Origin of the sequence: Streptomyces liliiviolaceus (assembly GCF_018070025.1) — a bacterium.
Classification (GTDB): Bacteria; Actinomycetota; Actinomycetes; order Streptomycetales; family Streptomycetaceae; genus Streptomyces; species Streptomyces liliiviolaceus.
On sequence record NZ_JAGPYQ010000001.1, the window covers coordinates 4,077,450 to 4,100,673 of the forward strand.

Sequence of the window (23,224 nt, forward strand, 5' to 3'; positions counted from 1 at the left end):
CAACCGTGGCGGTGGCGACCGTGGCGGTTTCCGCCGCGATGACAACCGTGGTGGCGGTGACCGTCCGTCCTTCCGTCGTGACGACGACCGTGGCGGATTCCGTGGGCGCGACGACCGTGGCGGACGCGACGACCGTGGCCGTGGCGGACCCCGCCGCGACGACAGCCGTGGCCGCCCCGGCGGTGGCTTCCGTGGACGCGACGACCGTGGCGGCGACCGCAACGGTGGCGGTGGCCGCTTCCGCGACGAGCGGGACCGCGACCGCGAGCCGATCAAGCGGCTGCCGATCCCGGACGACGTCACGGGCGAGGAGATCGACAAGGACGTACGCCAGGAGCTCATGAGCCTGCCGAAGGGACTTGCCGAGGACGTCTCCAGGAACCTGGTCATGGTGGCCCGGCTCATCGACGAGGACCCCGAGGGCGCGTACGGCTACTCCAGGGTCGCGCTGCGGCTCGCCTCGCGCGTCGCAGCCGTGCGGGAGGCGGCCGGCTTCGCCGCGTACGCGAACCAGAAGTACAGCGAAGCGCTCGCCGAGTTCCGGGCCGCGCGGCGTATGACCGGCAACGTCGACCTGTGGCCCGTCATGGCGGACTGCGAGCGTGGCCTGGGACGCCCCGAGAAGGCGCTCGACATGGCCGGCGCCCCCGAGGTGCAGAAGCTCGACAAGGCCGGCCAGGTCGAGATGCGGCTCGTGGCGGCCGGTGCGCGACGGGACATGGACCAGCTCGAAGCGGCCATCGTCACGCTGCAGAGCCCCGAGCTGGCCTCCAACTCCGTCCAGCCCTGGACCGCGCGGCTGCGTTACGCGTACGCCGACGCGCTCCTCGCCGCCGGACGTGAGGGCGAGGCCCGTGAATGGTTCGCCAAGGCCGTCGAGTCCGACAAGGACGGCAGCACGGACGCCTCGGACCGTCTCGCGGAACTCGACGGCGTCGAGTTCGTGGACGCACTCGCCGACGACGACAACGACGCAGAGACCGCAGTCGCAGTCGAAGACGCGGAAGCGCAGGAGCCCGACAGCGACGGTGACATCGACGGTGACAGCGATGACGATGACGCTCCGGAGGTCGTGATCTCCGACGTCGACGACACCCCGGACGCGGGCGCCAAGGTCAAGGGCGACCAGCAGGACTGAGGTCGGCGCGTACTGACACGAACGGGCGGGATTCCCTCAGGGGAGTCCCGCCCGTTCGTGTTTTCGCAAGTCGTGTCAGAGCAGTGCGCGCAGTACCAGGCCCGACGCCGGCTTCGGGCCGAAGGACGTCGACTTGCGGGGCATCGTGACGCCCTGGCTCGCCAGATCGCGTACGACCTCCTCGCGGACCGGGTGCATCAGGACCGCCGTGCCGCCGTCGCGTTCCGCCTTGGCGACCGTGGTGGCCGTGTCGTGGATGTACGCGATGTGCTCCGGGACGTCCGGGATCCGCCAGACATGGTCGAGGAGCGTGGCGTGCAGGACCGTCGCGTCGAGGGTGCGCCAGGCCTCCGGGGGGTCCGGCGGGATCGTACGGGCCAGGAGGTCGGGGGAGGGGCGGTCGACCAGGTGGAAGGTGCCGTCGCCCGCAAGGAGGAAGGCGTTTCCCTCGGCGGTCGCTACGGAGAGGGCCGACAGCGCCTCGGAGAGGGGGCCGTCGACCTGGCGTACGCGGAAGGAGCCGTCCAGGGCCGCCAGGGCTTCCGGCACCGGGAGGCGGTGCAGGAGACGGTGGATCGCGCGGACGCGCAAGGGATGGCGGGCGGTGTCCACCAGCAGTACGAGGCCGTAGTCCCAGGGACTGGGGGAAGGGTGTTCCCCGCGGACCCGCAGGTAGGTCGCCCAGCGGTGGTGGCCGTCCGCGATGAGTGCCTGGCGGTGGGCCAGGTCCGCGCGGATCTCGGCGAGGTCGGCCGGATCGGTGACGGCCCACAGGCGATGGCTGAAGCCGTCCTCCGTGGTGGTGGACAGCAGGGGCGGATGTTTCGCGGTGCGTTCGATGACGGCCGTCGTACCGGACGTACCGTCGCCCCGGTAGGTCAGCAGCAGGGGTTCGAGGTTCGCGGAGGTGGCCCGCATGAGGGCCGCGCGGTCCGCGACCACGTGCGGCATGACGTCCTCGTGCGGCAGCACCACGCCCTCCGACGGTTCCGACAGCCGCAGGGCGCCGATGACGCCCCGCTGGAACATGCCCTCGTCGTCCCGCTGCTCGTAGACGTACAGGCCCGGGCGGGCGTCGGCTCTCAGGACGCCCTCGGACACCCACCGGTGCAGGGTGTCGGCCGCCTGTTCGTTGCGGATGCCGGGCGTGGGGGCCTGCGGCAGGATCAGACGGACGATGTTGTGCGGGTCCGCCGACTCCAGATGGTGCAGGCCGTCGGGCCGTACGACCACGTCGTACGGCGGGGATGTGACGGCGGACAGGCTGCCGACCCGGTCGGGGTCGTAGCGCAGGCCCCGGAACGGGGTGAGGTCAAGGCCCATGCGTGCCGGTACGTCCGCAGTACCTGCCGTGTTCATTGATGCATCGTAAGTGTGTCAGTGCCATGAGCGATGATCGGGGGAAAGAGACCGAACGAGGAGCGATGCGTAATGAGCCAGACCGCGAGGACGCGGCCCGAGGGCAGTGACACGGCCCTGAGCGAGGCGTACGACACGGCGCTGCTCGACCTGGACGGCGTGGTGTACGCGGGCGGCAACGCCATCGCGCACGCGGTCGAGTCGCTCGGCACGGCCCACACGGGCGGGATGCGCCTCGCGTACGTCACGAACAACGCGCTGCGCACGCCCGACTCCGTCGCGGAGCACCTCACGGAGCTGGGGATAGCGACCGAGGCGTCGGACGTCATCACCTCGGCGCAGGCCGTGGCCCGGCTGATCAGCGAGCAGCTGCCCCAGGGCGCGCGCGTGCTGGTGATCGGCGGGGAGGGCCTGCGGGTTGCGCTGCGCGAGCGCGGGCTTGAGCCGGTCGAGTCGGCCGACGACGACCCGGCGGCCGTCGTGCAGGGGTTCGGCGGTCCCGACCTGCCGTGGGGGCGCTTCGCGGAGGCCTGTTACGCCATCGCGCGGGGGGTGCCGTGGTTCGCGTCCAACACCGATCTGACGATCCCCGGCGCGCGGGGCATCGCTCCGGGCAACGGGGCGGCCGTGGAGGTCGTACGGATCGCCACGGGCGCCGAGCCGCAGGTGGCGGGCAAGCCGCTGCCCCCGATGCACCGCGAGACGATCCTGCGGACCGGGGCCAAGCGGCCGCTGGTCGTCGGGGACCGGCTCGACACGGACATCGAGGGCGCGTTCAACGGCGAGGTGGACTCGTTGCTCGTACTCACCGGAGTGACCGACGGCGCGCAGCTCCTCGCCGCGCCGCCGCAGCACCGGCCGACCTATGTCGACGCCGATCTGCGGGGGATGCTGACCGGTCAGCCCGAGGTGGTCGAGGCGGGTGACGGCTTCCGGTGCGGGGGTTACACGGCGACGGCCGGCGGCGAGAGGCTGGAACTGGACGGTGACGGCGAGCCCATGGACGGGCTGAGGGCGCTGTGCGCCGCCGCCTGGACGGCGGGCGGCGACGCGGCCTGCGAGCTGGACGCCGGCAAGGCGCTGGCCCGGCTGGGGCTCTGAGGGCGGCTCAAGGCCCTCAACGGGCCCGGTCACCGGGGACACCGATCGAAGCACTGTGCAAGTTAGGCTAACCTAACTGCCGTGTTGGTCGACAGTCCCCCCGAACAGAGCGCGCAGACCGCCCCCGCGCCCCCCAGGCGCCGGGCGGTCCGGGCCGCAGGGCTCCTCCTGTCCCTCGCCGTGCTGGTGCTCGTAGCCCTGGCGAGCATCGCCATCGGCGCGAAAGAGCTGTCCCTGGAGCAGGTCTGGCACGGCCTGTTCCAGGACTCCGGCACGTACGGCGACGTCGTGGTGGCGGAGCGGCTGTCGCGTACGGTCCTCGGGCTGCTCGTCGGCGCCGCGCTCGGCCTCGCCGGGGCCGTGCTCCAGGCGCTCACCCGCAACCCGCTCGCCGATCCCGGGCTGCTCGGCATCAACGCGGGCGCGTCCGCCGCGGTCGTCACGGCGATCACCTTCTTCGGCGTCACCTCGCTGAACGGCTATGTGTGGTTCGCCTTCGCGGGCGCGGCCGTGGTCGGGGTGCTCGTGTTCATCCTCGGCGGCAGCCGGGGCGCCACGCCGGTGCGGCTCGCCCTCGCCGGCACCGCGATCAGTGCCGCGCTCTACGGCTATCTCCAGGCCGTGATGATCACGGACGAGGCGGCGCTCGGCAAGATGCGCTTCTGGACGGTCGGTTCGCTGGCCTCGGCCACCGACGACATCATCTGGCAGGTGCTGCCGTTCCTCGCCGCCGGTACGGTCCTCGCGCTGGCCCTCGCCCGGCCGCTGAACGCCATGGCCATGGGCGACGACACAGCCCGTGCGCTGGGCGCGCACCTGAACCGCACCCGGGCGCTGTCCATGCTCGCGGCCACCGTGCTGTGCGGGGCCGCGACCGCCGCCTGCGGGCCGATCGTCTTCGTGGGGCTGATGGTCCCGCACGTCGTACGGTCCTTCACCGGGCCCGACCTGCGCTGGATCCTGCCGTACGCCACCGTGCTGTCGCCGGTGCTGCTGCTCGGCGCCGACGTGATCGGCCGGATCGTGGCGCGGCCCGCGGAACTCCAGGTCGGCATCGTCACCGCGATCCTCGGCGGCCCGGTCTTCATCTTTCTCGTACGACGGCGGAGGACGGCACAGCTGTGAAGGCCCCACGCAACCAGGCCGAAGCCCCGCAGGCGGCGCCCGCCCGGGTTTCCCGCGGCCGTACGGTCCGTACCGTCGGCGGGCTGTCGGTCCGGGTCGACGTCCGCGCGTTCACGGTCGTCGCCCTGCTGCTGGTGGCGGCGCTCACCGCGAGCGTCGTGCTCATCGGCACCGGCGACTTCCCGATATCCCCCGGCGACGTCGTCCGCACGCTGCTCGGCGACGGGAACGCGGGCCAGGAGTTCATCGTCAACGACCTGCGGCTGCCGCGGGTCCTGGTGGGGCTCCTGGTCGGCGCCTCGCTCGGACTCGGCGGCGCGCTCTTCCAGGCCATCTCCCGCAATCCGCTGGGCAGTCCTGACGTGCTCGGCCTCGGGCAGGGCTCGACGGCCGGCGCGCTCGTGATGATCGTGCTGTTCTCCGGTACCGCCAGGCAGGTCACCCTCGGGGCGCTGATCGGCGGGCTGGTGACCGGCCTCGCCATCTATCTGCTCGCCTGGAAGCGGGGCGTGCACGGATACCGGCTGGTCCTGGTCGGTATCGGCGTCTCCGCGATCGTCACGGCCGTCAACGGCTATCTGATCACCAAGGCCGACCTCGTCGACGCGACCCGCGCGGTCGTCTGGATGACCGGCTCCCTCAACGGCCGCGACTGGGAGCAGGTCTGGCCCCTGCTCGCCCTGTGGGCCGTACTCGTACCGCTGGTCCTCGGCAACGCGCGCGCCCTGCGGATGCTGGAGATGGGCGACGACGTGGCGTACGCGCTCGGTGTGCGCGTGGAGCGGACGCGGCTGCTGCTGATGGTCGCCGCCGTGCTGCTCACCGCGTCGGCCACCGCCGCCGCGGGCCCGGTCGGCTTCGTCGCGCTCACCGCGCCGCAGCTCGCCCGGCGTCTGACCCGCTCGCCGGGACCCAATCTGGTGCCGGCGATGTGCATGGGCGCCACCCTCCTGGTGGTCGCCGACTGGTCCTCGCAGCGGGTCTTCGGCGCCGACCAGCTGCCCGTCGGCGTCGTGACCGGGATCCTCGGCGGCGTCTATCTGCTGTGGCTCCTGGTCACCGAGCGCAAGGCGGGCCGCATATGAACAGGCCGCGTACGAACAGGCCGCGTACGAACAGGCCGCGTACGAACAGGCCGCGTACGAACAGGCCGCGTACGAACGGTCCGCATATGGACGGGCCGCATTCGGACCCCGGTCCCGCCTCCCACCCCGACGGCCCCGCCCACGCCGACAGCCACCCCCGAAGGAGCACCGTGAACCGCCTGTCCGCCGAGGACGTCACCCTCGCCTATGACCAGCGCGTCATCGCCGAGCGGTTGTCGGTCGAGATACCGGACAACTCGTTCACCGTGATCGTCGGCCCCAACGCCTGCGGCAAGTCCACCCTGCTGCGCGCCCTGTCCCGCATGCTGAAGCCGCGCCAGGGCCGGGTCCTCCTCGACGGCCACGCCATCCAGTCGATGCCCGCGAAGAAGGTGGCGAGGACGCTCGGACTGCTGCCCCAGTCGTCGATCGCGCCGGACGGGATCACCGTCGGCGACCTCGTGGGGCGCGGCCGCTACCCGCACCAGGGGCTGCTGCGCCAGTGGTCCACCGACGACGAGCGGATCGTACGGGAGTCCATGGACTCCACCGGGGTCGCCGAACTGGCCGACCGGTATGTCGACGAGCTCTCCGGAGGGCAGCGCCAGCGCGTGTGGATCGCCATGGCGCTCGCCCAGCAGACCCCGCTGCTGCTGCTCGACGAGCCGACCACCTTCCTCGACATCCAGCACCAGATCGACGTGCTCGACCTGTGCGCCGAGCTCCACGAGGAGCAGGGCCGCACCCTGGTGGCCGTACTGCACGACCTCAATCACGCCGCCCGCTACGCCACCCATCTGATCGCCCTGCGCGACGGCGCGGTGATCGCGGAGGGCGCCCCGGCGGACATCGTCACGGCCGAGCTGGTCGAGGAGGTCTTCGGGCTGCGCTGCCAGGTCATCGACGACCCGGAGACCGGCACGCCCCTGGTGGTGCCAGCGGCGCGCAAGGCCCGTACGGCCGCCGTCAAGTCCGTCGCCGTCCCGTCCGCCGGCGTCGGCAAGGGCTGAGCAGGGCCGGCCGGGTGGAGGTCAGAGCAGCTTTCTGAGCCGGATCAGGTCGCGCAGGCCCGCTTCGAGCTTGACGCGGCCCGAGCCCCAGGCCTTCGCGAAATGGAGCTCGCCGTCGACCATCGCGACCAGGTCGTCGCCGGTCATCGCGAGCCGGATCTCGGCCTTTTCGGGCGGCGGGCCCTCGACCGTGTCGAGCACCACGATCCGGCTGTCCCGCAGACGGCCCACGAAGGTGATGTCCAGGTCGGTGATCCGGCAGCTCAGGGAGCGGTCCAACGCGACCGCGCTCCGTACGTCACCGTTCGCGCCGGCCATGTTGTCCGAGAGTTTGTCGAGTGCGCTGCGGCACTCCTCGATCGTCGCCATCGTGATCGACGGTACCTCAGCGCTTCGCGGTAGCGTCGGGGCATGAGCGAGTCCATGACCGGCCCGGAGACCGAGAGCTCCGGTACGGATCCCTTCGGTACGGGTCCTTCGGATACGGATCCTTCGGGTACGGGTCCTTCGGGTTCGGAGCCCTTCGGTACGGAACCGGAGCCGGAGCCGCGCGCCGAGTCCGGGTCGGACGGCGGTCCCGACGCCCGGCCCGAGTACGACCCCGCCGCCCCCGCCCCGCTGTACGTGCCGCGCACACCGACCGGTGACGCCGAGGTCGACGCCCTGCTCGACCGGCTGGCCGACGCGGACCACCTCGACACGGACGGCCACGTGGAGGTGTACGAGGATGTGCACCGGGGGCTGCGCGACGCGCTCACCGCGCTCGACGCCCGCCCGGGACCCCCGGCGCCCCCGGCGCCGAACGGCAACAGTACGTACAGCGCTGGCAACAGCTACAGCAACAGCAACAGGAGCTGAACCGAACGTGGCAGGAGTGGCACGACGCCGCCTCGACGCCGAGCTGGTCCGACGCAAGCTCGCCCGCTCGCGCGAGCACGCCGGACAGCTGATCGCCGCCGGACGCGTCACCGTCGGCAAGAACCTCGCGACCAAACCCGCCACCCAGGTGGAGACCGCGGCCCCCATCCTGGTCAGCCAGGACGACGACGACCCGGACTACGTCTCGCGCGGCGGCCACAAGCTCGCCGGGGCCCTGGAGGCCTTCGTACCGCTGGGCCTGGAGGTCGCGGGCAGGCGGGCGCTGGACGCCGGAGCCTCGACCGGCGGGTTCACCGATGTGCTGCTGCGCGCGGGCGTCTCGCACGTCCTCGCCGTGGACGTCGGCTACGGGCAGTTGGCGTGGTCTCTCCGAAGTGATGAACGCGTCACCGTCAAGGACCGTACGAACGTACGCGAGTTGACGTTGGAGGCGATCGATGGGGAGCCGGTGGATCTTGTAGTCGGTGATTTGTCCTTCATCCCGCTCGGCCTGGTGCTGCCCGCCCTTGTGCGGTGCGCGGCGCCCGATGCCGACCTGGTGATGATGGTCAAGCCGCAGTTCGAGGTGGGCAGGGAACGGCTCGGGAGCGGCGGCGTCGTCCGCAGCCCCGAGCTGCGGGCGGACGCCGTGCGCGGTGTGGCCCGCCAGGCGGGGGAACTGGGACTCGGGGTGAAGGGTGTGACGGCCAGTCCGCTGCCCGGACCCTCGGGGAATGTCGAGTACTTTCTGTGGCTGCGTGCCGGGGCACCCGCACTGGACCCGGCCGACGTTGACCGTGCAGTGGCGGAGGGGCCGCGTTGACCGACACCCGATCTCGTACCGTTTTCCTGCTCGCCCACACCGGACGGCCCGCGGCCATCCGCAGTGCCGAGCTCGTCGTCGAGGGGCTGCTGCGCTCCGGACTCGGCGTACGCGTCCTGGAGGCGGAGGCGGCCGATCTGCCGCTGCCGCCGACCGTGGAGCTCGTCAAGGAGGCGACTCCGGAGTGCCTCGACGGATGCGAGCTGCTGATCGTCCTCGGGGGTGACGGCACACTGCTGCGCGGCGCCGAGTTCGCCCGCGCGTCCGGCGTGCCGATGCTCGGCGTCAACCTGGGGCGCGTCGGCTTCCTCGCGGAGGCCGAGCGCGACGACCTCGACAAGGTCGTCGACCGGGTGGTGACGAAGGCGTACGAGGTCGAGGAGCGGATGACCGTCGACGTCGTCGTGCACAGCAACGGCGACGTCGTGCACACGGACTGGGCGCTCAACGAGGCCGCCGTGCAGAAGGCGGGCGCCGAGAAGCTGCTCGAAGTGGTCCTGGAGATCGACGGGCGGCCGGTGACCGGCTTCGGCTGCGACGGGATCGTCCTGTCGACGCCGACGGGGTCCACGGCGTACGCGTTCTCCGCGGGCGGGCCCGTGGTGTGGCCGGAGGTCGAGGCGCTGCTCATGGTGCCGATCAGCGCGCACGCGCTGTTCGCGAAGCCGCTGGTGACCTCGCCGAACTCGGTGCTCGCCGTGGAGATCCTGCCGCACATTCCGCCGGGGGTGCTGTGGTGCGACGGGCGGCGGACGATCGAGCTGCCGCCGGGGGCTCGTGTGGAGGTTCGGCGTGGGGCCGTTCCGGTGCGGCTGGCTCGGTTGCACCATGCGTCGTTCACGGACCGGCTGGTGGCCAAGTTCGCGTTGCCCGTCGCGGGTTGGCGGGGCGCGCCTCACTAGGCGCCCCACTGGGCGCTCCGCTGCCGGGAGGGTGATGGACCCGCGGGTGCGTGGGGGCTGGTCGCGCAGTTCCCCGCGCCCCTCAAAAGCGGGGCTGCGCCCCAGCTTTTGCCCCTTGGCCAGACCTGGACGTTTGTGCAGGGAATGGGGCGGCGTCGCGCCGGGTGGGGGAAACCTCGTATGGTCATGTCCGTGTTGGAGGAGATGCGGATACGGTCGCTCGGAGTCATCGACGACGCGGTGGTCGAGCTGTCGCCCGGCTTCACCGCGGTCACCGGTGAGACCGGCGCGGGCAAGACGATGGTGGTCACCAGCCTGGGCCTGCTGATGGGCGGACGCGCCGACGCCGCCCTGGTGCGGATCGGGGCCAAGAGCGCGGTCGTGGAGGGGCGGATCACCGTCCCCGACGGCGCCTCTGCGGTCGTACGGGCCGAGGAGGCCGGCGCGGAACTCGACGACGGCACGTTGCTCATCAGCCGTACCGTTTCCGCCGAGGGCCGCTCACGCGCGCATCTCGGCGGGCGTTCGGTGCCGGTGGGGCTGCTCGCCGAACTCGCCGACGACCTGGTGGCCGTGCACGGGCAGACCGATCAGCAGGGGCTGCTCAAGCTGTCCCGGCAGCGGCAGGCCCTCGACCGGTACGCGGGCGACGCGGTCGCCGTACCGCTCGACAAGTACACGGGCGCCTACCGGCGGCTGCGTGCCATCACCACCGAACTGGACCAGATCACCACGCGCGCCCGTGAACGCGCCCAGGAAGCCGACATGCTGCGCTTCGGGCTCGACGAGATCGCCGGGGTGGAACCCAGGGCGGGCGAGGACGTGGAGCTCGCCGCCGAGGCCGAGCGGCTCGGGCACGCGGAGGCGCTCGCGTCGGCCGCCGCGGTCGCGCACGCCGCCCTCGCGGGCAATCCGGAGGACCCGGAGGGCATCGACGCCACGACGCTCGTCGCGGGCGCCCACCGGGCCTTGGAGGCCGTACGGTCCCACGACGCGGCCCTGGGCGCCCTCGCGGGCCGGATCGGCGAGATCGGCATCCTGCTGGGCGACGTGGCGGGGGAGCTGGCGGGCTACGCCGACGACCTCGACGCGGATCCGCTGCGGCTCGCGGCGGTCGAGGAGCGGCGCGCCGCGCTCACCGCGCTGACCCGCAAGTACGGCGAGGACGTGGACGCCGTGCTGACCTACGCCGAGCGGAGCGCCGCGCGGCTGCTGGAGCTGGACGGCGACGACGACCGGATCGGTGAGCTGACCGCCGAGCGGGACGCGCTGCGGGCCGAGCTGGGCGGACTGGCGCAGGCCCTCACCGACGCCCGCACGGAGGCCGCGGAGCGCTTCGCCGCCGCCGTGACCGCCGAACTGGCCTCGCTCGCCATGCCGCACGCGCGCGTGTCGTTCGAGATCCGGCAGACCGAGGACCCGGAGGGCGTGGAGGTCGGCGGACGTCCCGTCGCGTACGGGCCCGCCGGGTGCGACGAGGTCGAACTGCTCCTCGCCCCGCACCCGGGGGCGCCGCCGCGGCCCATCGCCAAGGGCGCGTCCGGCGGTGAACTGTCGCGCGTCATGCTCGCGGTCGAGGTCGTCTTCGCGGGTACGGACCCGGTGCCCACGTATCTCTTCGACGAGGTCGACGCCGGTGTCGGCGGCAAGGCGGCCGTCGAGATCGGCAGGCGCCTCGCGAAGCTCGCCAGGAGCGCGCAGGTCGTCGTCGTCACCCACCTTCCGCAGGTGGCCGCGTTCGCCGACCGGCAGCTGCTGGTCGAGAAGACCAACGACGGCTCGGTGACCCGCTCCGGCGTGAAGGTCCTGGAGGGCGAGGAGCGCATCCGTGAGCTCTCCCGGATGCTGGCGGGCCAGGAGGACTCGGAGACGGCACGGGCCCACGCGGAGGAACTGCTGGCGACGGCCCGGGCGGACGGATAGGGGCACCGGCAGGGGCGCGAAGGGGGTGTGAACCGGGGCTCGTCAGGGGCGACGTCCGCCCCTGACTGTCTTCGGACATCGCCCGGCGCTCACTCGTGTGAGTGAGCGCCCGCGTCCCGGCCACACCCCCTGCCCCGCACCGGCCGTGCGGCGGCCGTGCGGTGGTCGGCAACTCGCCCCCGTCCTGGCATCCTTAGGAGCAGGACGAGCGGTACACCCCCGTCGCCCGTTCCTTCGGTACTTTTCTTCGTGACCGCCCGACGCCGAACCAGGAGCCACGGCCACGTGACCCACGTGAGCAGCCACTCACCGCACGGACAGTCGCCGCTGCGTACCGTCCAGGTGCTCGGCGGCGGCAGCGCGGGCAGCTGTGCCCATGTGCGGTCGCTGACCTCGGGACTCGTCGCACGGGGCGTGCGGGTGACCGTGTGCGCCCCGGCCGAGGCGGATCACACGTACGACTTCACCGGCGTCGGCGCCGATCACGTCCCGGTGGCCAGGCGCAACGACCCGGCCTCCGTGGCCGCGCTGCGGACGGTCTGCGGGGACGCCGACCTGGTCCACGCGCACGGGCTGCACGCCGCGCTGCGGGCCGCCCTCGCGCTCAGCGGCCGGCGCGTCCCGCTCGTCGTCACCTGGCACACCCGCCCGTACGCCGAGGGCGCGCGGGCGCATCTGCTGCGCGCCCTGGAGCGGCGGGTGGCGAAGGCCGCGTCGGTGGTCCTCGGATCGTCGTCCGACCTGGTGGACCGCGCCCGCAGCAGGGGCGCCCGGGACGCCCGGCTCGCCGCGGTCGCGCTGCCGGCCGCGCGTCGGCCCCGGCCCGCGCAGGAGGAGACCGAGGGACTGCGGCCCAAGGCGCGCGCGGAACTCGGTACGACCGACCGGCCGTTGCTGATGGCCGTCGGTTCCCTCGACCGGCACCAGGGGTACGACACGCTGCTGGACGCCACGCGCGCGTGGCGACGGCTCGACCCCGTGCCGCTGCTCGTGATCGCCGGCGAGGGTCCGCTGCGCGGCGCACTCCAGCGGCGCGTCGAGAACGAAGGGCTCCCCGTACGTCTCATCGGCCGGCGCGACGACATCGGGGAGTTGCTCGCCGCCGCCGACCTCGCCCTGCTGCCCGGCTGCCCCGAGGCGCGCTCCCTGCTCGCCCAAGAGGCCCTGCACGCGCGCGTGCCCCTGGTCGCGGCAGCCACCGCGGGCATGCCCGAACTCGTCGGAGACGCGGCCGAACTCGTCCCGCACGGCGACCCGCGGGCGCTCTCCGAGGCCGTCGTCGCACTGCTCGCCGACCCCGACCGGTGCGAGTGGCTGAAGGACCGGGGCACGCTCCAGGCGGCCACCTGGCCGACCGAGGACGAGACGGTGGCGCAGGTCCTCAGCGTGTACGACGAGCTGACCCGGCCGCTGCCGCTGCCCTAGAGCCTTCTCCGAGGCCCCGGACGGAATTCCGGGGCGGGGTGGCGGCCCGCGATCACGGCACGAGTCTGCGGGCCCGCAGCGCCAGGCTCAGGGCCAGGACCGTCTGCGGGTCGTCGAGGTCCGTCCCGAGCAACTCCCCGATCCGCGCCAGCCGGTTGTAGAGCGTCTGCCGGTTGAGGTGCAGTTCGCGCGCGGTCTCCGCCTTGCGGCCCGCGTGCGCGAGATACGTCTCCAGGGTGGGCAGCAGCGGCGGCTTCGAGCGGTGGTCGTGGTCGCGCAGGGGACCGATCGCGCGGTCCACGAAGGCCGCCAGGTCCCGGTGGTCCCGCAGCCGCCACAGCAGCAGGTCGATGTCCAGGCGCCGGGCGTCGTACCAGGGCCGGTCGGACAGCCCCTGGGCGGCCGTGGCCGTCTCGGCCGCGTGCCGCAGCCCCGCAGACGCGGCCGCCCAGCCGCCCGCCACGCCGACCACCACGACCGGCGGCTGCGCCCCGGGCCGCTGCGTCCCCGCCCGCTCCACACCCGCCCGCAGCGCCGCGGCGACCCGGTCCGCGACCGCCGGCCGCTCGGACTCGGCGCGCAGTCCCACAAGCAGCGGTACGCGGCCCTCCACGGGCCGCACGCCCAGCAGGACCGGGACGCCCACCGAGGCCAGCTCCTCGGCGACGGCCCGCGCCAGCACGGCCCAGCCGCCGCCGGGGGACAGCCCGTCGGCGAGACGCATGACGACCGGGAGCAGCGGGCTCGTACCGGGCTTGAAACCGAGGACCCGGGCCTGCGCGGGCGCGTCCTCGGCCGCGATCCGGCCCTCGGCGAGGTCGGTGAGGAAGTCGCCGCGTCCGCGGGCCGCCAGCTCCTCCTCCTGGCGGGCCTGCATCAGGACCACGGCGAGGACGCCCGCCGCCCGCTCCGTCGCGATCCGGTGCACGGGCGCGAGCGGGCTGTTGACGGGCAGCAGGACCAGCCGGGCCCGGAGGGACCCGGGGCCACCGCCCTGTCCGCCGCCGGGCACGTCCACGAGGACCGTACCGGCGGGCGGCCCGGCCCTGTGCTGCCCCGAGCCGTGCTGATCGGCCTTGTGCGGGCCGCGCAGCCCCTCCCACACCTGGAGCGGGTCGGCGTTCGCGGGGCCGGCCCCGGCGGCGTACAGGAGCTGTCCGTCGGGGGTCTCCAGGAAGACCGGGTTGCCGGCGAAGTCGGCGAGGATGCCGAGGACCTGCGGGATGCCGCCCCCGCCGAGCAGGGCCTCGGTGCAGCGCCGGTGAACCTCCTCGGCGCGCTGGAGCAGGGCGTAGTGGCCGTTGACGATCTCGGTGTGGATCTCCTCCGTGACCGTCACGAACGGCACCTCACGGTGCAGTTGCACCAGGGGGAGACCGGCCGTGCGCGCCGTCTCCACGAGCGCGGCGGGCAGTCTCGTGAAGCGCGGCCCCAGCTCGACGACCAGGGCCGCGATGCCGCGCTCGGCCAGCGTACGGACGAACGCCCGTTGGTCGGCGGGGCGGGTGCCGAGCCCGTAACCGGTGGTCAGGAGGAGTTCGCCGCCCTTGAGGAGCGAGGCGATGTTCGGTACCTCGCCCGCGTGCACCCAGCGCACGGTGCGGCCCAGCCGGTCGGCGCCCGCCAGGATCTCCGGCAGGCCACCGCGCAGTCCGGGCAGCTCCAGGGCGCGCCGCACGGTGATCCCGCCACCGTGCTGCGTGTCCGGCGTGTCGATGCGGCTGTCCATGACCGGACGCTACCCCGTCCGCCACCTGCCGTGACGCGCCGGACGGGGCTCACCTAGGCTGTTCAGCCGCCGTACGCCCCGGAGGCCGTCAGACGCAGGGCCGTGTCGATCAGCGGGACATGGCTGAACGCCTGCGGGAAGTTGCCCACCTGGCGCTGCAGACGCGGGTCCCACTCCTCCGCGAGGAGACCCAGGTCGTTGCGCAGGGCCAGCAGCTTCTCGAAGAGCTTGCGGGCCTCGTCCACGCGGCCGATCATCGCGAGGTCGTCCGCCATCCAGAACGAGCAGGCCAGGAACGCGCCCTCGTCGCCCTCCAGGCCGTCCACGCCCGCGTCGTCGCCGGAGGTGGGGTAGCGCAGGATGAAGCCGTCGGAGGTGGACAGCTCGCGCTGGATGGCCTCGATCGTGCCGATCACGCGCTTGTCGTCCGGGGGCAGGAAGCCCATCTGCGGGATCAGCAGCAGGGAGGCGTCCAGCTCCTTGGAGCCGTACGACTGCGTGAACGTGTTGCGTTCCTTGTCGTAGCCCTTCTCGCACACGTCCCGGTGGATGTCGTCGCGCAGCTCGCGCCACTTCTCCAGCGGACCGTCCGCGTCCCCGGACTCGATCAGCTTGATGGTGCGGTCCACGGCGACCCAGGCCATCACCTTCGAGTGCACGAAGTGGCGGCGCGGCCCGCGGACCTCCCAGATGCCCTCGTCGGGCTCGTCCCAGTGGTCCTCCAGGTAGCGGATCAGCTTGAGCTGGAGGAGCGAGGCGTAGTCGTTGCGGGCCAGGCCGGTCATGTGGGCCAGGTGCAGGGCTTCGGTCACCTCGCCGTAGACGTCCAGCTGGAGTTGGTGCGCGGCGCCGTTCCCGACCCGTACGGGACCGGAGTTCTCGTATCCCGGCAGCCAGTCCAGCTCCGCCTCGCCCAGCTCGCGCTCGCCCGCGATGCCGTACATGATCTGCAGGTTCTCGGGGTCGCCCGCCACCGCGCGCAGCAGCCACTCGCGCCAGGCGCGTGCCTCCTCGCGGTAGCCGGTGCGCAGCAGCGAGGACAGGGTGATCGCCGCGTCGCGCAGCCAGGTGTAGCGGTAGTCCCAGTTGCGGACCCCGCCGATCTCCTCGGGGAGGGAGGTCGTGGGGGCGGCGACGATGCCGCCCGTCGGCGCGTAAGTCAGCGCCTTCAGCGTGATCAGCGAGCGGACCACGGCCTCGCGGTAGGGCCCGTGGTACGTGCACTGGGCCACCCAGTCGCGCCAGAACTCCTCGGTGGCCTCCAGGGACTGCTCCGGCTCGGGCAGCGCGGGCGGCTGCTTGTGCGAGGGCTCCCAGGAGATGGTGAACGCGATCCGGTCACCCGGCGCGACCGTGAAGTCCGAGTACGTCGTCAGCGCCTTGCCGTACGTCTCGCACTCCGTGTCGAACCACACGGAGTCGGGTCCGGCGACGGCCACCGTGCGCCCCTCGTGCTTGTGCACCCACGGCACCACACGCCCGTACGAGAAGCGCATCCGCAGGGCGGAGCGCATCGGGACGCGGCCCGTGACGCCCTCGACGATGCGGATCAGCTGCGGGGCGCCGTCACGCGGGGGCATGAAATCGGTCACCCGGACCGTGCCGCGTGAGGTGTCCCACTCGGATTCGAGGATCAGCGAGTCGCCGCGGTAGTGGCGGCGGACCGCTCTCGGCGGTTCGGCGTCGGCGGCGTGCGCGGGGCCCAGCCGCCAGAAGCCGTGCTCCTCCGTGCCGAGCAGTCCGGCGAAGACGGCGTGGGAGTCGAAGCGGGGGAGGCACAGCCAGTCCACCGTGCCGTCCCTGCAGACCAGCGCGGCCGTCTGCATGTCTCCGATAAGTGCGTAGTCTTCGATGCGCCCGGCCACGTGCAACTCCAGTCGAACGGCCACGTCGCCCCGATGGGGCGGTGTTCTTGCGGTCAGAGGATCATTGGTAAAGCGTCGTTGCGGAACGTCAGTTGTCGCGTGTCACGCATGTCAATGGTTGCAGCGATTGTCTTCGCGAGGCGAACCGACGAGCTCTTGGCCCAGGAATACCGGCGGGGTTGTGCCGTTTGCCGGCCTGGCTCGGCAGCGAGTGTCCGAGCAGGATACGACGCACGATGATGTTCCGCGCGCCCCTCCCGACAACCCGCCTGGTCCGAACGAGTGAGCACGAGTATGGCGCGTGTCGGGCCGTGCGCGGAGCGTGGCCGGAAGCGACCTCCCCGCGTCGCTGATACCCTGGTAGCCCGTGGACCGGTGGACGCCCGAGCAGGAAAAGGGACCCCCGAACCGCAGCGACGGCACCGCCGGAAACCTCCGGGCCGGGCAGCCGTACCGCAACCGAAACCGCGACCACGGGAGCCCCCTCTTGGCCATGCCGCCCGCTGCTTTCCGAAGCAGCACAGCCACGACGACCAAGCACATCTTCGTCACCGGGGGTGTCGCCTCCTCCCTCGGCAAGGGCCTGACCGCCTCCAGCCTGGGCGCGCTGCTCAAGGCACGGGGTCTGCGGGTCACCATGCAGAAGCTCGACCCGTATCTGAACGTCGACCCCGGCACGATGAACCCGTTCCAGCACGGTGAGGTGTTCGTCACCAACGACGGGGCCGAGACCGACCTCGACATCGGGCACTACGAGCGCTTCCTCGACGTCGACCTGGACGGCTCCGCCAACGTCACCACCGGGCAGGTGTACTCCACGGTCATCGCCAAGGAGCGGCGCGGCGAGTACCTCGGCGACACCGTGCAGGTCATCCCGCACATCACCAACGAGATCAAGCACCGCATCCGCCGGATGGCCACCGACGACGTCGACGTCGTCATCACCGAGGTCGGCGGCACGGTCGGCGACATCGAGTCGCTGCCCTTCCTGGAGACGGTCCGTCAGGTCCGCCACGAGGTCGGCCGCGACAACGTGTTCGTCGTGCACATCTCGCTCCTCCCGTACATCGGCCCCTCCGGGGAGCTGAAGACGAAGCCGACCCAGCACTCGGTTGCGGCCCTGCGCAACATCGGTATCCAGCCGGACGCGATCGTCCTGCGCGCCGACCGCGAGGTGCCCACCGCGATCAAGCGGAAGATCTCGCTGATGTGCGACGTCGACGAGGCGGCCGTCGTCGCCTGTCCCGACGCCCGCTCGATCTACGACATCCCGAAGGTCCTGCACACCGAGGGCCTGGACGCGTACGTCGTGCGCAAGCTGGACCTGCCCTTCCGTGACGTGGACTGGTCGACCTGGGGCGACCTGCTCGACCGCGTCCACAACCCGCTGCACGAGATCCATATGGCGCTCGTCGGCAAGTACATCGACCTGCCCGACGCCTACCTCTCGGTCACCGAGGCGCTGCGCGCGGGCGGCTTCGCCAACAAGGCCCGGGTGAAGATCAAGTGGGTCGCCTCGGACGACTGCAAGACCCCGGCCGGCGCCGCCAAGCAGCTCGGTGACGTCGACGCGATCTGCATCCCCGGCGGCTTCGGCGACCGAGGCGTGGCCGGCAAGGTCGGCGCGATCCAGTACGCCCGCGAGAACAAGATCCCGCTGCTGGGCCTCTGCCTCGGCCTGCAGTGCATCGTGATCGAGGCCGCGCGCAACCTCGCCGGCATCGCGGACGCCAACTCCACCGAGTTCGACTCCGCCACCGGCCACCCGGTCATCTCCACCATGGCCGAGCAGCTGGACATCGTCGCGGGCGACGGCGACATGGGCGGCACCATGCGCCTGGGCATGTACCCCGCCAAGCTCGCCGAGGGCTCCCTCGTCCGCGAGGTCTACGACGGCAAGGAGTACGTCGAGGAGCGGCACCGCCACCGCTACGAGGTGAACAACTCCTACCGTGCCGAGCTGGAGAAGAAGTCCGGTCTGCAGTTCTCCGGCACCTCCCCGGACGGCAAGCTGGTGGAGTTCCTGGAGTACCCGCGCGAGATCCACCCCTACCTGGTCGCGACCCAGGCGCACCCCGAGCTGCGCTCGCGTCCGACCCGGCCGCACCCGCTGTTCGCGGGCCTGGTCAAGGCCGCGGTGGAGCGCAAGACGGCCAAGTAGGCCGAGGGTTGTACGGTTGCCGGGACACGCGTCTTTTGGGGCGCGTGCCCCGGTTTTCGCCGTGTGCGCATCTTTGGTGCGGCACAGGTTTCGTGTGGCACAGGTTTCGTGCGTGTGGGAGGGCAAGTCGACATGACCATCAAGGACACCGCCGAGGAGTGGGAGGTCAGGGCGACCGAGACCCCGTTCACGGGCAAGAAGACCTCCGTGCGCACCGACGACGTGGTCATGCCCGACGGATCGGTCGCCCGGCGCGACTACCAGGTGCACCCCGGTTCGGTGGCCGTCCTCGCCCTCGACGACCAGGGCCGCGCCCTGGTCATCCGCCAGTACCGGCACCCCGTGCGGCACAAGCTCTGGGAGATCCCGGCCGGCCTGCTCGACGTCCCGGGCGAGAACCCCCTGCACGCCGCGCAGCGCGAGCTGTACGAGGAGGCGCACGTCAAGGCCGAGGACTGGCGGGTGCTCACCGACGTGTACACCACGCCCGGCGGCTGCGACGAGGCCGTACGGATCTTCCTGGCCCGTGATCTCTCCGAGGCCGAGGGGCGGCGCTTCGAGGTCGAGGACGAGGAGGCCGACATGGAGCTCTCCCGGGTCCCGGTCGACGAGCTGGTACGCGGTGTCCTCGCCGGTGAGCTGCACAACAACTGTCTCGTCGTGGGCGTGCTCGCGCTGACCGCCGCCCTGGCCGGCGAGGGTCTGGACGCGCTGCGCCCCGCCGAGGCCCCGTGGCCCGCACGCCCGTTCGAGGCGTGATCCACTTCGGTGCGCGCAATCGGCCCACCGATGTGACGATCGCCTGATCCGATCGGGGGATCCGCCCGCCGCGCTCCGCACGGATCGTCGCAGAGCGTGAACTAGGCTCTCAAAAACGCCCCGTCCGGAGTCCCGGCGGGCTTGCGCGCGCAGTGGGACGGGAGTGTGGCCCGTGACGGATCAGGCGGTGGATGCCGACGGCACGAAGGTGTCGGAGAAGGGGCGGCGCCCGGCTGCCGCGTCCCCCCTCACGAGGAGTCAGTTCCTCGGCCGTACAAGAGAGTTGAAGGAACTCCGGGCGGACATCGACCGCGCGGGGCTCGACACCCTCGCCGGCCGCAAGGCGCCCCGCGCGCGCGTGCTGCTCATCGCCGGAAAGCCGGGATCCGGCCGCACCGCGCTTGCCGAGGAACTCGTGCGGCAGGTCGCGGACAGTTACCCGGACGGTGTCCTCAGAGCCCGGCTCACCGAGCCCGACGGCACCCCCGTACCGACCGAACGAACCGCCCGTGACCTGCTCACCGCGCTCGAACTGCACGCCCCGGCCGGAGAGGGCGAGGACGACCTCTCCGAGCGGCTGCGCGAGGCGCTCGCGACCCGCAGGACCGTGCTCCTGCTCGACGACGCGGCCGACGCGCAGCAGGTCGACGCGCTCCTCCCGGAGACCCCCGACTGCCTCGTCGTCGCCGTCTCCGGCGGCCCCCTGACCGGGATCTCGGACGTCCGCCCCTGCACCCTCGGCGGCATGGACACCAAGTCCGCCCTCGAACTCCTGGACCGGTTCACCGGCTCCGTACGCATCACCGTGGACCCGCGCGCCGCCGAAGGACTCGTGGAGATCTGCGGGGCCCAGCCCGCCGCGCTCGTCCTCGCCGGGGCCTGGCTCGCCCACCGGCCCAAGTCGGCCGTCGCCGATCTGGCCAAGCAACTGCACACCGACGGTGACGACGGCCCGGTCCTCGAACGGGTCTTCCGGCTCACCTACGCGGCCCTGCCGTCGGCCGCCGCGCGGATACTGCGCCTCCTCTCGCTCGCCCCCGCCGGTCTCGTCGACCCGCACACCGCGTCCGCGCTCGCCGGCTGCTCGGTCGGCGCCGCCCGCACCACCCTGGACGACTTCACCGAACTCGGCCTGGTGCGGGCCGTCGAGTCGCCGCTGCCCCAGTACGAGGTGCCCGGCTGCCTGCTGCCGCTGCTGCGCTCGCTCACCGAGACCGAGGACCGCGCGGCCGAGCTGCAGCTGGCCCGCGCCCGCATGCTGGAGCGGACCGTACGGCTCCTGGTGTCTTGCCGGGCGATCACCGAGACCGACAGCTCGCCCGCCCGCGAGAAGCTCGCCGGGATGCCCCGCGCGCTGCGCTTCCCCAACCCCCGCGCGGCCGCCGACTGGCTGCGCATCCGGCAGCCCGCGCTGCTCGCCGCCGCCCGCCTCGCGGTCCGTGACGGCGAGCTGGACACCCTGGCCCGCCGGCTGATGGCCGCCCTGGTCAGAGCGCTGGTCGCGCATGTCGGTACGCAGGCCGCGGCGTCCGAGCTGTACGGCATCCACCGGCTCGTCCTGGACGTCGCCGAACGCCGGAACCTGCCCCGCGAGAAGGCCGCGGCGCTGCTGAACCTCGCCGACCTGGACGCCCGGACGGGCCGTACGGCGGACGCGCTGGCCCGCTACCGGGCCGCTCTGGACGCCGGACGCGAGGCGAACGACCCCTACGCGACCGGCCGCGCGATGGAATCCGTAGGCGGCGCCCACCAGGAGCTCGGCGACTACGACCGGGCCGCCGACTGGTACGGGCGGGCGCTCGCCCAGCGGCTCGCCCGCGACGAACGCGCCGACGCGGCCAGACTGCACGGCCGGCTGGCCACCGTGCACACCTACGCGGGCCGCTACGGCGAGGCGCTGCGCAACTGGCGCTCCGCGGTCACCGGACACCGCAGGACCGGCGATGTGGCGGGCCAGGCACGGGCGTTGAGCGAGATGGCGCGGGTGCAGGAGTACGCGGGCCGGCCCGAGGAATCCCTCGTCACCTGCCAGGAGGCGGCCGAGTGGGCGCGCCGCGCCGACGACGTCCGGCTGCAGGCCGCGCTGCAGCTTCGGCTGGCGGACACGCTCGACCGGCTGGGCGACCCCACGGCCGCCCGGCTGCACCGGACCGCCGCCGAACGAATGCTGGGCGATGAGCTCCCGGAGAGCGCATCAACCAGGGAACAAGACCGCAACGCCTACGAAATCCGTAGCGCAGCCGAAGAAGATTGATGCATTGAAAGGCTAGACAGAGAGAATCCCTTCATTAGACTGGCTCCGCCGCGTCCTTTCGTGGTGTTCCCCGGTGTGCTCCCGTGCATCCGGGTATGTCAGGCATCGTCATGTCTTGCGCTGCCTGGCCCAGATCCCTGCTGCATCCCTTCTGAGCCAAGGAACCGTGATCGACGTGAAGGTCGGCATCCCCCGCGAGGTCAAGAACAACGAGTTCCGGGTGGCCATCACCCCCGCCGGTGTGCACGAGCTGGTGCGCCACGGCCACCAGGTCCTGATCGAGCGGAACGCCGGTGTCGGCTCCTCGATCACGGACGACGAGTTCGTCGCCGCCGGCGCGCGGATCGTCGCCACTGCCGACGAGGTCTGGACGGCCGCCGACCTGCTGCTGAAGGTCAAGGAGCCCATCGCCGAGGAGTACCACCGCCTCCGCAAGGACCAGACGCTCTTCACCTACCTGCACCTGGCCGCGTCCAAGGAGTGCACGGACGCGCTCCTGGAGTCCGGCACCACGGCGATCGCATACGAAACGGTCGAGCTGCCCAGCCGCGCGCTGCCGCTGCTCGCCCCGATGTCCGAGGTCGCGGGCCGCCTCGCCCCGCAGGTCGGCGCCTACCACCTGATGCGCGCCAACGGCGGCCGCGGTGTCCTGCCCGGCGGTGTCCCGGGCGTGCTGGCCGCCCGCGCCGTGGTCATCGGCGGCGGCGTCTCCGGCTGGAACGCCGCGCAGATCGCCATCGGCATGGGCTTCCACGTGACCCTGCTCGACCGCGACATCAACAAGCTCAAGGAAGCCGACAAAGTCTTCGGCACGAAGATCCAGACCGTCGTCTCGAACGCCTTCGAGCTGGAGAAGGCCTGCCTCGAAGCGGACCTCGTCATCGGCGCCGTGCTCATCCCCGGCGCGAAGGCCCCGAAGCTGGTCACCAACGAGCTGGTGTCCCGGATGAAGCCCGGAAGTGTCCTTGTCGACATCGCCATCGACCAGGGCGGTTGCTTCGAGGACTCGCGTCCGACCACCCACGCCGAGCCGACCTTCCCGGTCCACGACTCGGTCTTCTACTGCGTCGCCAACATGCCGGGCGCGGTGCCCAACACCTCGACGTACGCGCTCACCAACGCCACGCTTCCGTACATCGTGGAACTCGCGAACCGGGGCTGGGTCGAGGCGCTGCGCCGTGATCCCGCGCTCGCCCGGGGGCTCAACATGCATGACGGCAAGGTCGTCTACCGCGAGGTCGCGGAGGCCCACGGCCTGGAGCACGCCGAGTTGGAGAGCCTGCTCGGCTGACCTTCCGACCGTCCTCGCGGGCTGACCTTCCGGGTGGATTCGTCCCGGTTCCGCGCCGACTTCTCCCTCGGCAAAAGGCGATTCGTCAACAGAGGTCGTCAACCTCGCACGTACGGCCGGACCTTGTTCCACAGGGCCCGGCCGGATGTGTGTCGGGTCACTTTGCGAGACTCGTTCAACTCGCCTCGAACGTAACCCTTGAACCGTTTCGCACACCCCTGGAACCTGCCGTGCGACGCCCTTACGCCCTTGACAGAGGGATGTTCCGTTGCCGACACATCGGGCCGGGTCCGGCGGATTGTGTTGCTGCGGAGCGGTGACACGCCATAGAGTCGCCAACCGTCGGCATGGTGCCACGCTGACCTATCGAGAAGTTTCCTGGTCACCAAGGAGGTAAGACGACTTGTGAATGAGTC

18 protein-coding genes are annotated in these 23,224 nt (G+C 72.0%); 14 read left to right on the forward strand and 4 right to left on the reverse strand.

What is annotated here, in order from left to right; genetic code table 11:
* Nucleotides 1-340: 340 nt before the first annotated feature.
* Nucleotides 341-1,138 carry a tetratricopeptide repeat protein gene (locus tag J8N05_RS17850; RefSeq protein ID WP_247706724.1) on the forward strand — a complete coding sequence of 266 codons (798 nt, stop codon included), beginning with the start codon at nucleotides 341-343 and terminating at the stop codon, nucleotides 1,136-1,138.
* Between the two features lie 75 nt (nucleotides 1,139-1,213).
* On the opposite strand, the gene J8N05_RS17855 is transcribed toward J8N05_RS17850, so the two are convergent.
* Nucleotides 1,214-2,497 carry a DUF1015 domain-containing protein gene (locus J8N05_RS17855; protein WP_210883954.1) on the reverse strand — a complete coding sequence of 428 codons (1,284 nt, stop codon included), beginning with the start codon at nucleotides 2,495-2,497 and terminating at the stop codon, nucleotides 1,214-1,216.
* Nucleotides 2,498-2,569: 72 nt separating this feature from the next.
* Between J8N05_RS17855 and J8N05_RS17860 the strand changes: the two genes are divergently transcribed.
* From J8N05_RS17860 to J8N05_RS17875, 4 genes are all read left to right on the forward strand, one after another.
* Entirely contained in the window at nucleotides 2,570-3,598 is a 1,029-nt protein-coding gene (locus tag J8N05_RS17860) for an HAD hydrolase-like protein (RefSeq protein ID WP_210883956.1), read from the forward strand.
* A gap of 81 nt (nucleotides 3,599-3,679) precedes the next feature.
* Nucleotides 3,680-4,723 (forward strand): FecCD family ABC transporter permease, encoded by a 1,044-nt coding sequence (locus J8N05_RS17865; RefSeq protein WP_210883957.1) that lies wholly within the window; start codon nucleotides 3,680-3,682, stop codon nucleotides 4,721-4,723.
* 83 nt (nucleotides 4,724-4,806) lie between these two features.
* Entirely contained in the window at nucleotides 4,807-5,808 is a 1,002-nt protein-coding gene (locus tag J8N05_RS17870; protein ID WP_247706725.1) for a FecCD family ABC transporter permease, read from the forward strand.
* An 86-nt stretch (nucleotides 5,809-5,894) separates the two neighbouring features.
* A complete protein-coding gene (locus J8N05_RS17875) occupies nucleotides 5,895-6,818 on the forward strand; it encodes an ABC transporter ATP-binding protein (protein WP_247706309.1) in 924 nt (307 codons plus the stop codon).
* Between the two features lie 21 nt (nucleotides 6,819-6,839).
* Here J8N05_RS17875 and J8N05_RS17880 read toward each other — a convergent pair whose 3' ends face one another.
* On the reverse strand, nucleotides 6,840-7,187 hold the full coding sequence (locus J8N05_RS17880; protein WP_210883964.1) for a sterol-binding protein: 348 nt from the start codon (nucleotides 7,185-7,187) through the stop codon (nucleotides 6,840-6,842).
* 54 nt (nucleotides 7,188-7,241) lie between these two features.
* On the opposite strand from J8N05_RS17880, the gene J8N05_RS47320 reads away from it, so the two are divergent.
* The 5 genes from J8N05_RS47320 to J8N05_RS17905 all read left to right on the forward strand — a co-directional run bounded on the left by J8N05_RS47320 (nucleotide 7,242) and on the right by J8N05_RS17905 (nucleotide 12,749).
* A complete protein-coding gene (locus J8N05_RS47320) occupies nucleotides 7,242-7,676 on the forward strand; it encodes a hypothetical protein (protein ID WP_407699971.1) in 435 nt (144 codons plus the stop codon).
* A gap of 7 nt (nucleotides 7,677-7,683) precedes the next feature.
* On the forward strand, nucleotides 7,684-8,499 hold the full coding sequence (locus tag J8N05_RS17890) for a TlyA family RNA methyltransferase (protein WP_210883966.1): 816 nt from the start codon (nucleotides 7,684-7,686) through the stop codon (nucleotides 8,497-8,499).
* On the forward strand, nucleotides 8,496-9,401 hold the full coding sequence (locus J8N05_RS17895; protein WP_210883968.1) for an NAD kinase: 906 nt from the start codon (nucleotides 8,496-8,498) through the stop codon (nucleotides 9,399-9,401). Before J8N05_RS17890 ends, J8N05_RS17895 begins: the two co-directional genes overlap by 4 nt.
* A gap of 180 nt (nucleotides 9,402-9,581) precedes the next feature.
* Nucleotides 9,582-11,324: a DNA repair protein RecN gene (gene recN / locus J8N05_RS17900; RefSeq protein ID WP_210883969.1), complete on the forward strand. Its 1,743-nt coding sequence runs from the start codon at nucleotides 9,582-9,584 to the stop codon at nucleotides 11,322-11,324.
* Nucleotides 11,325-11,609: 285 nt separating this feature from the next.
* The gene (locus tag J8N05_RS17905; protein WP_210883970.1) at nucleotides 11,610-12,749 is read left to right on the forward strand and encodes a glycosyltransferase family 4 protein; all 1,140 of its coding nucleotides are present in this window, start codon (nucleotides 11,610-11,612) and stop codon (nucleotides 12,747-12,749) included.
* Between the two features lie 52 nt (nucleotides 12,750-12,801).
* Here J8N05_RS17905 and J8N05_RS17910 read toward each other — a convergent pair whose 3' ends face one another.
* Both J8N05_RS17910 and J8N05_RS17915 read right to left on the reverse strand, forming a co-directional pair.
* Nucleotides 12,802-14,478: a PucR family transcriptional regulator gene (locus J8N05_RS17910; protein WP_210883971.1), complete on the reverse strand. Its 1,677-nt coding sequence runs from the start codon at nucleotides 14,476-14,478 to the stop codon at nucleotides 12,802-12,804.
* A 62-nt stretch (nucleotides 14,479-14,540) separates the two neighbouring features.
* A complete protein-coding gene (locus J8N05_RS17915) occupies nucleotides 14,541-16,367 on the reverse strand; it encodes a glycoside hydrolase family 15 protein (RefSeq protein ID WP_247706311.1) in 1,827 nt (608 codons plus the stop codon).
* A 469-nt stretch (nucleotides 16,368-16,836) separates the two neighbouring features.
* On the opposite strand from J8N05_RS17915, the gene J8N05_RS17920 reads away from it, so the two are divergent.
* The 4 genes from J8N05_RS17920 (at nucleotide 16,837) to ald (ending at nucleotide 22,808) form a co-directional block, all read left to right on the forward strand.
* On the forward strand, nucleotides 16,837-18,504 hold the full coding sequence (locus J8N05_RS17920) for a CTP synthase (RefSeq protein WP_210883972.1): 1,668 nt from the start codon (nucleotides 16,837-16,839) through the stop codon (nucleotides 18,502-18,504).
* A 132-nt stretch (nucleotides 18,505-18,636) separates the two neighbouring features.
* Nucleotides 18,637-19,263, forward strand: a complete 627-nt coding sequence (locus J8N05_RS17925; RefSeq protein ID WP_210883973.1) for an NUDIX domain-containing protein — start codon at nucleotides 18,637-18,639, stop codon at nucleotides 19,261-19,263.
* A 172-nt stretch (nucleotides 19,264-19,435) separates the two neighbouring features.
* A complete protein-coding gene (locus tag J8N05_RS17930; protein WP_210883979.1) occupies nucleotides 19,436-21,517 on the forward strand; it encodes a tetratricopeptide repeat protein in 2,082 nt (693 codons plus the stop codon).
* Nucleotides 21,518-21,683: 166 nt separating this feature from the next.
* Nucleotides 21,684-22,808 (forward strand): alanine dehydrogenase, encoded by a 1,125-nt coding sequence (ald, locus tag J8N05_RS17935; RefSeq protein ID WP_210883981.1) that lies wholly within the window; start codon nucleotides 21,684-21,686, stop codon nucleotides 22,806-22,808.
* Nucleotides 22,809-23,224: the final 416 nt, after the last annotated feature.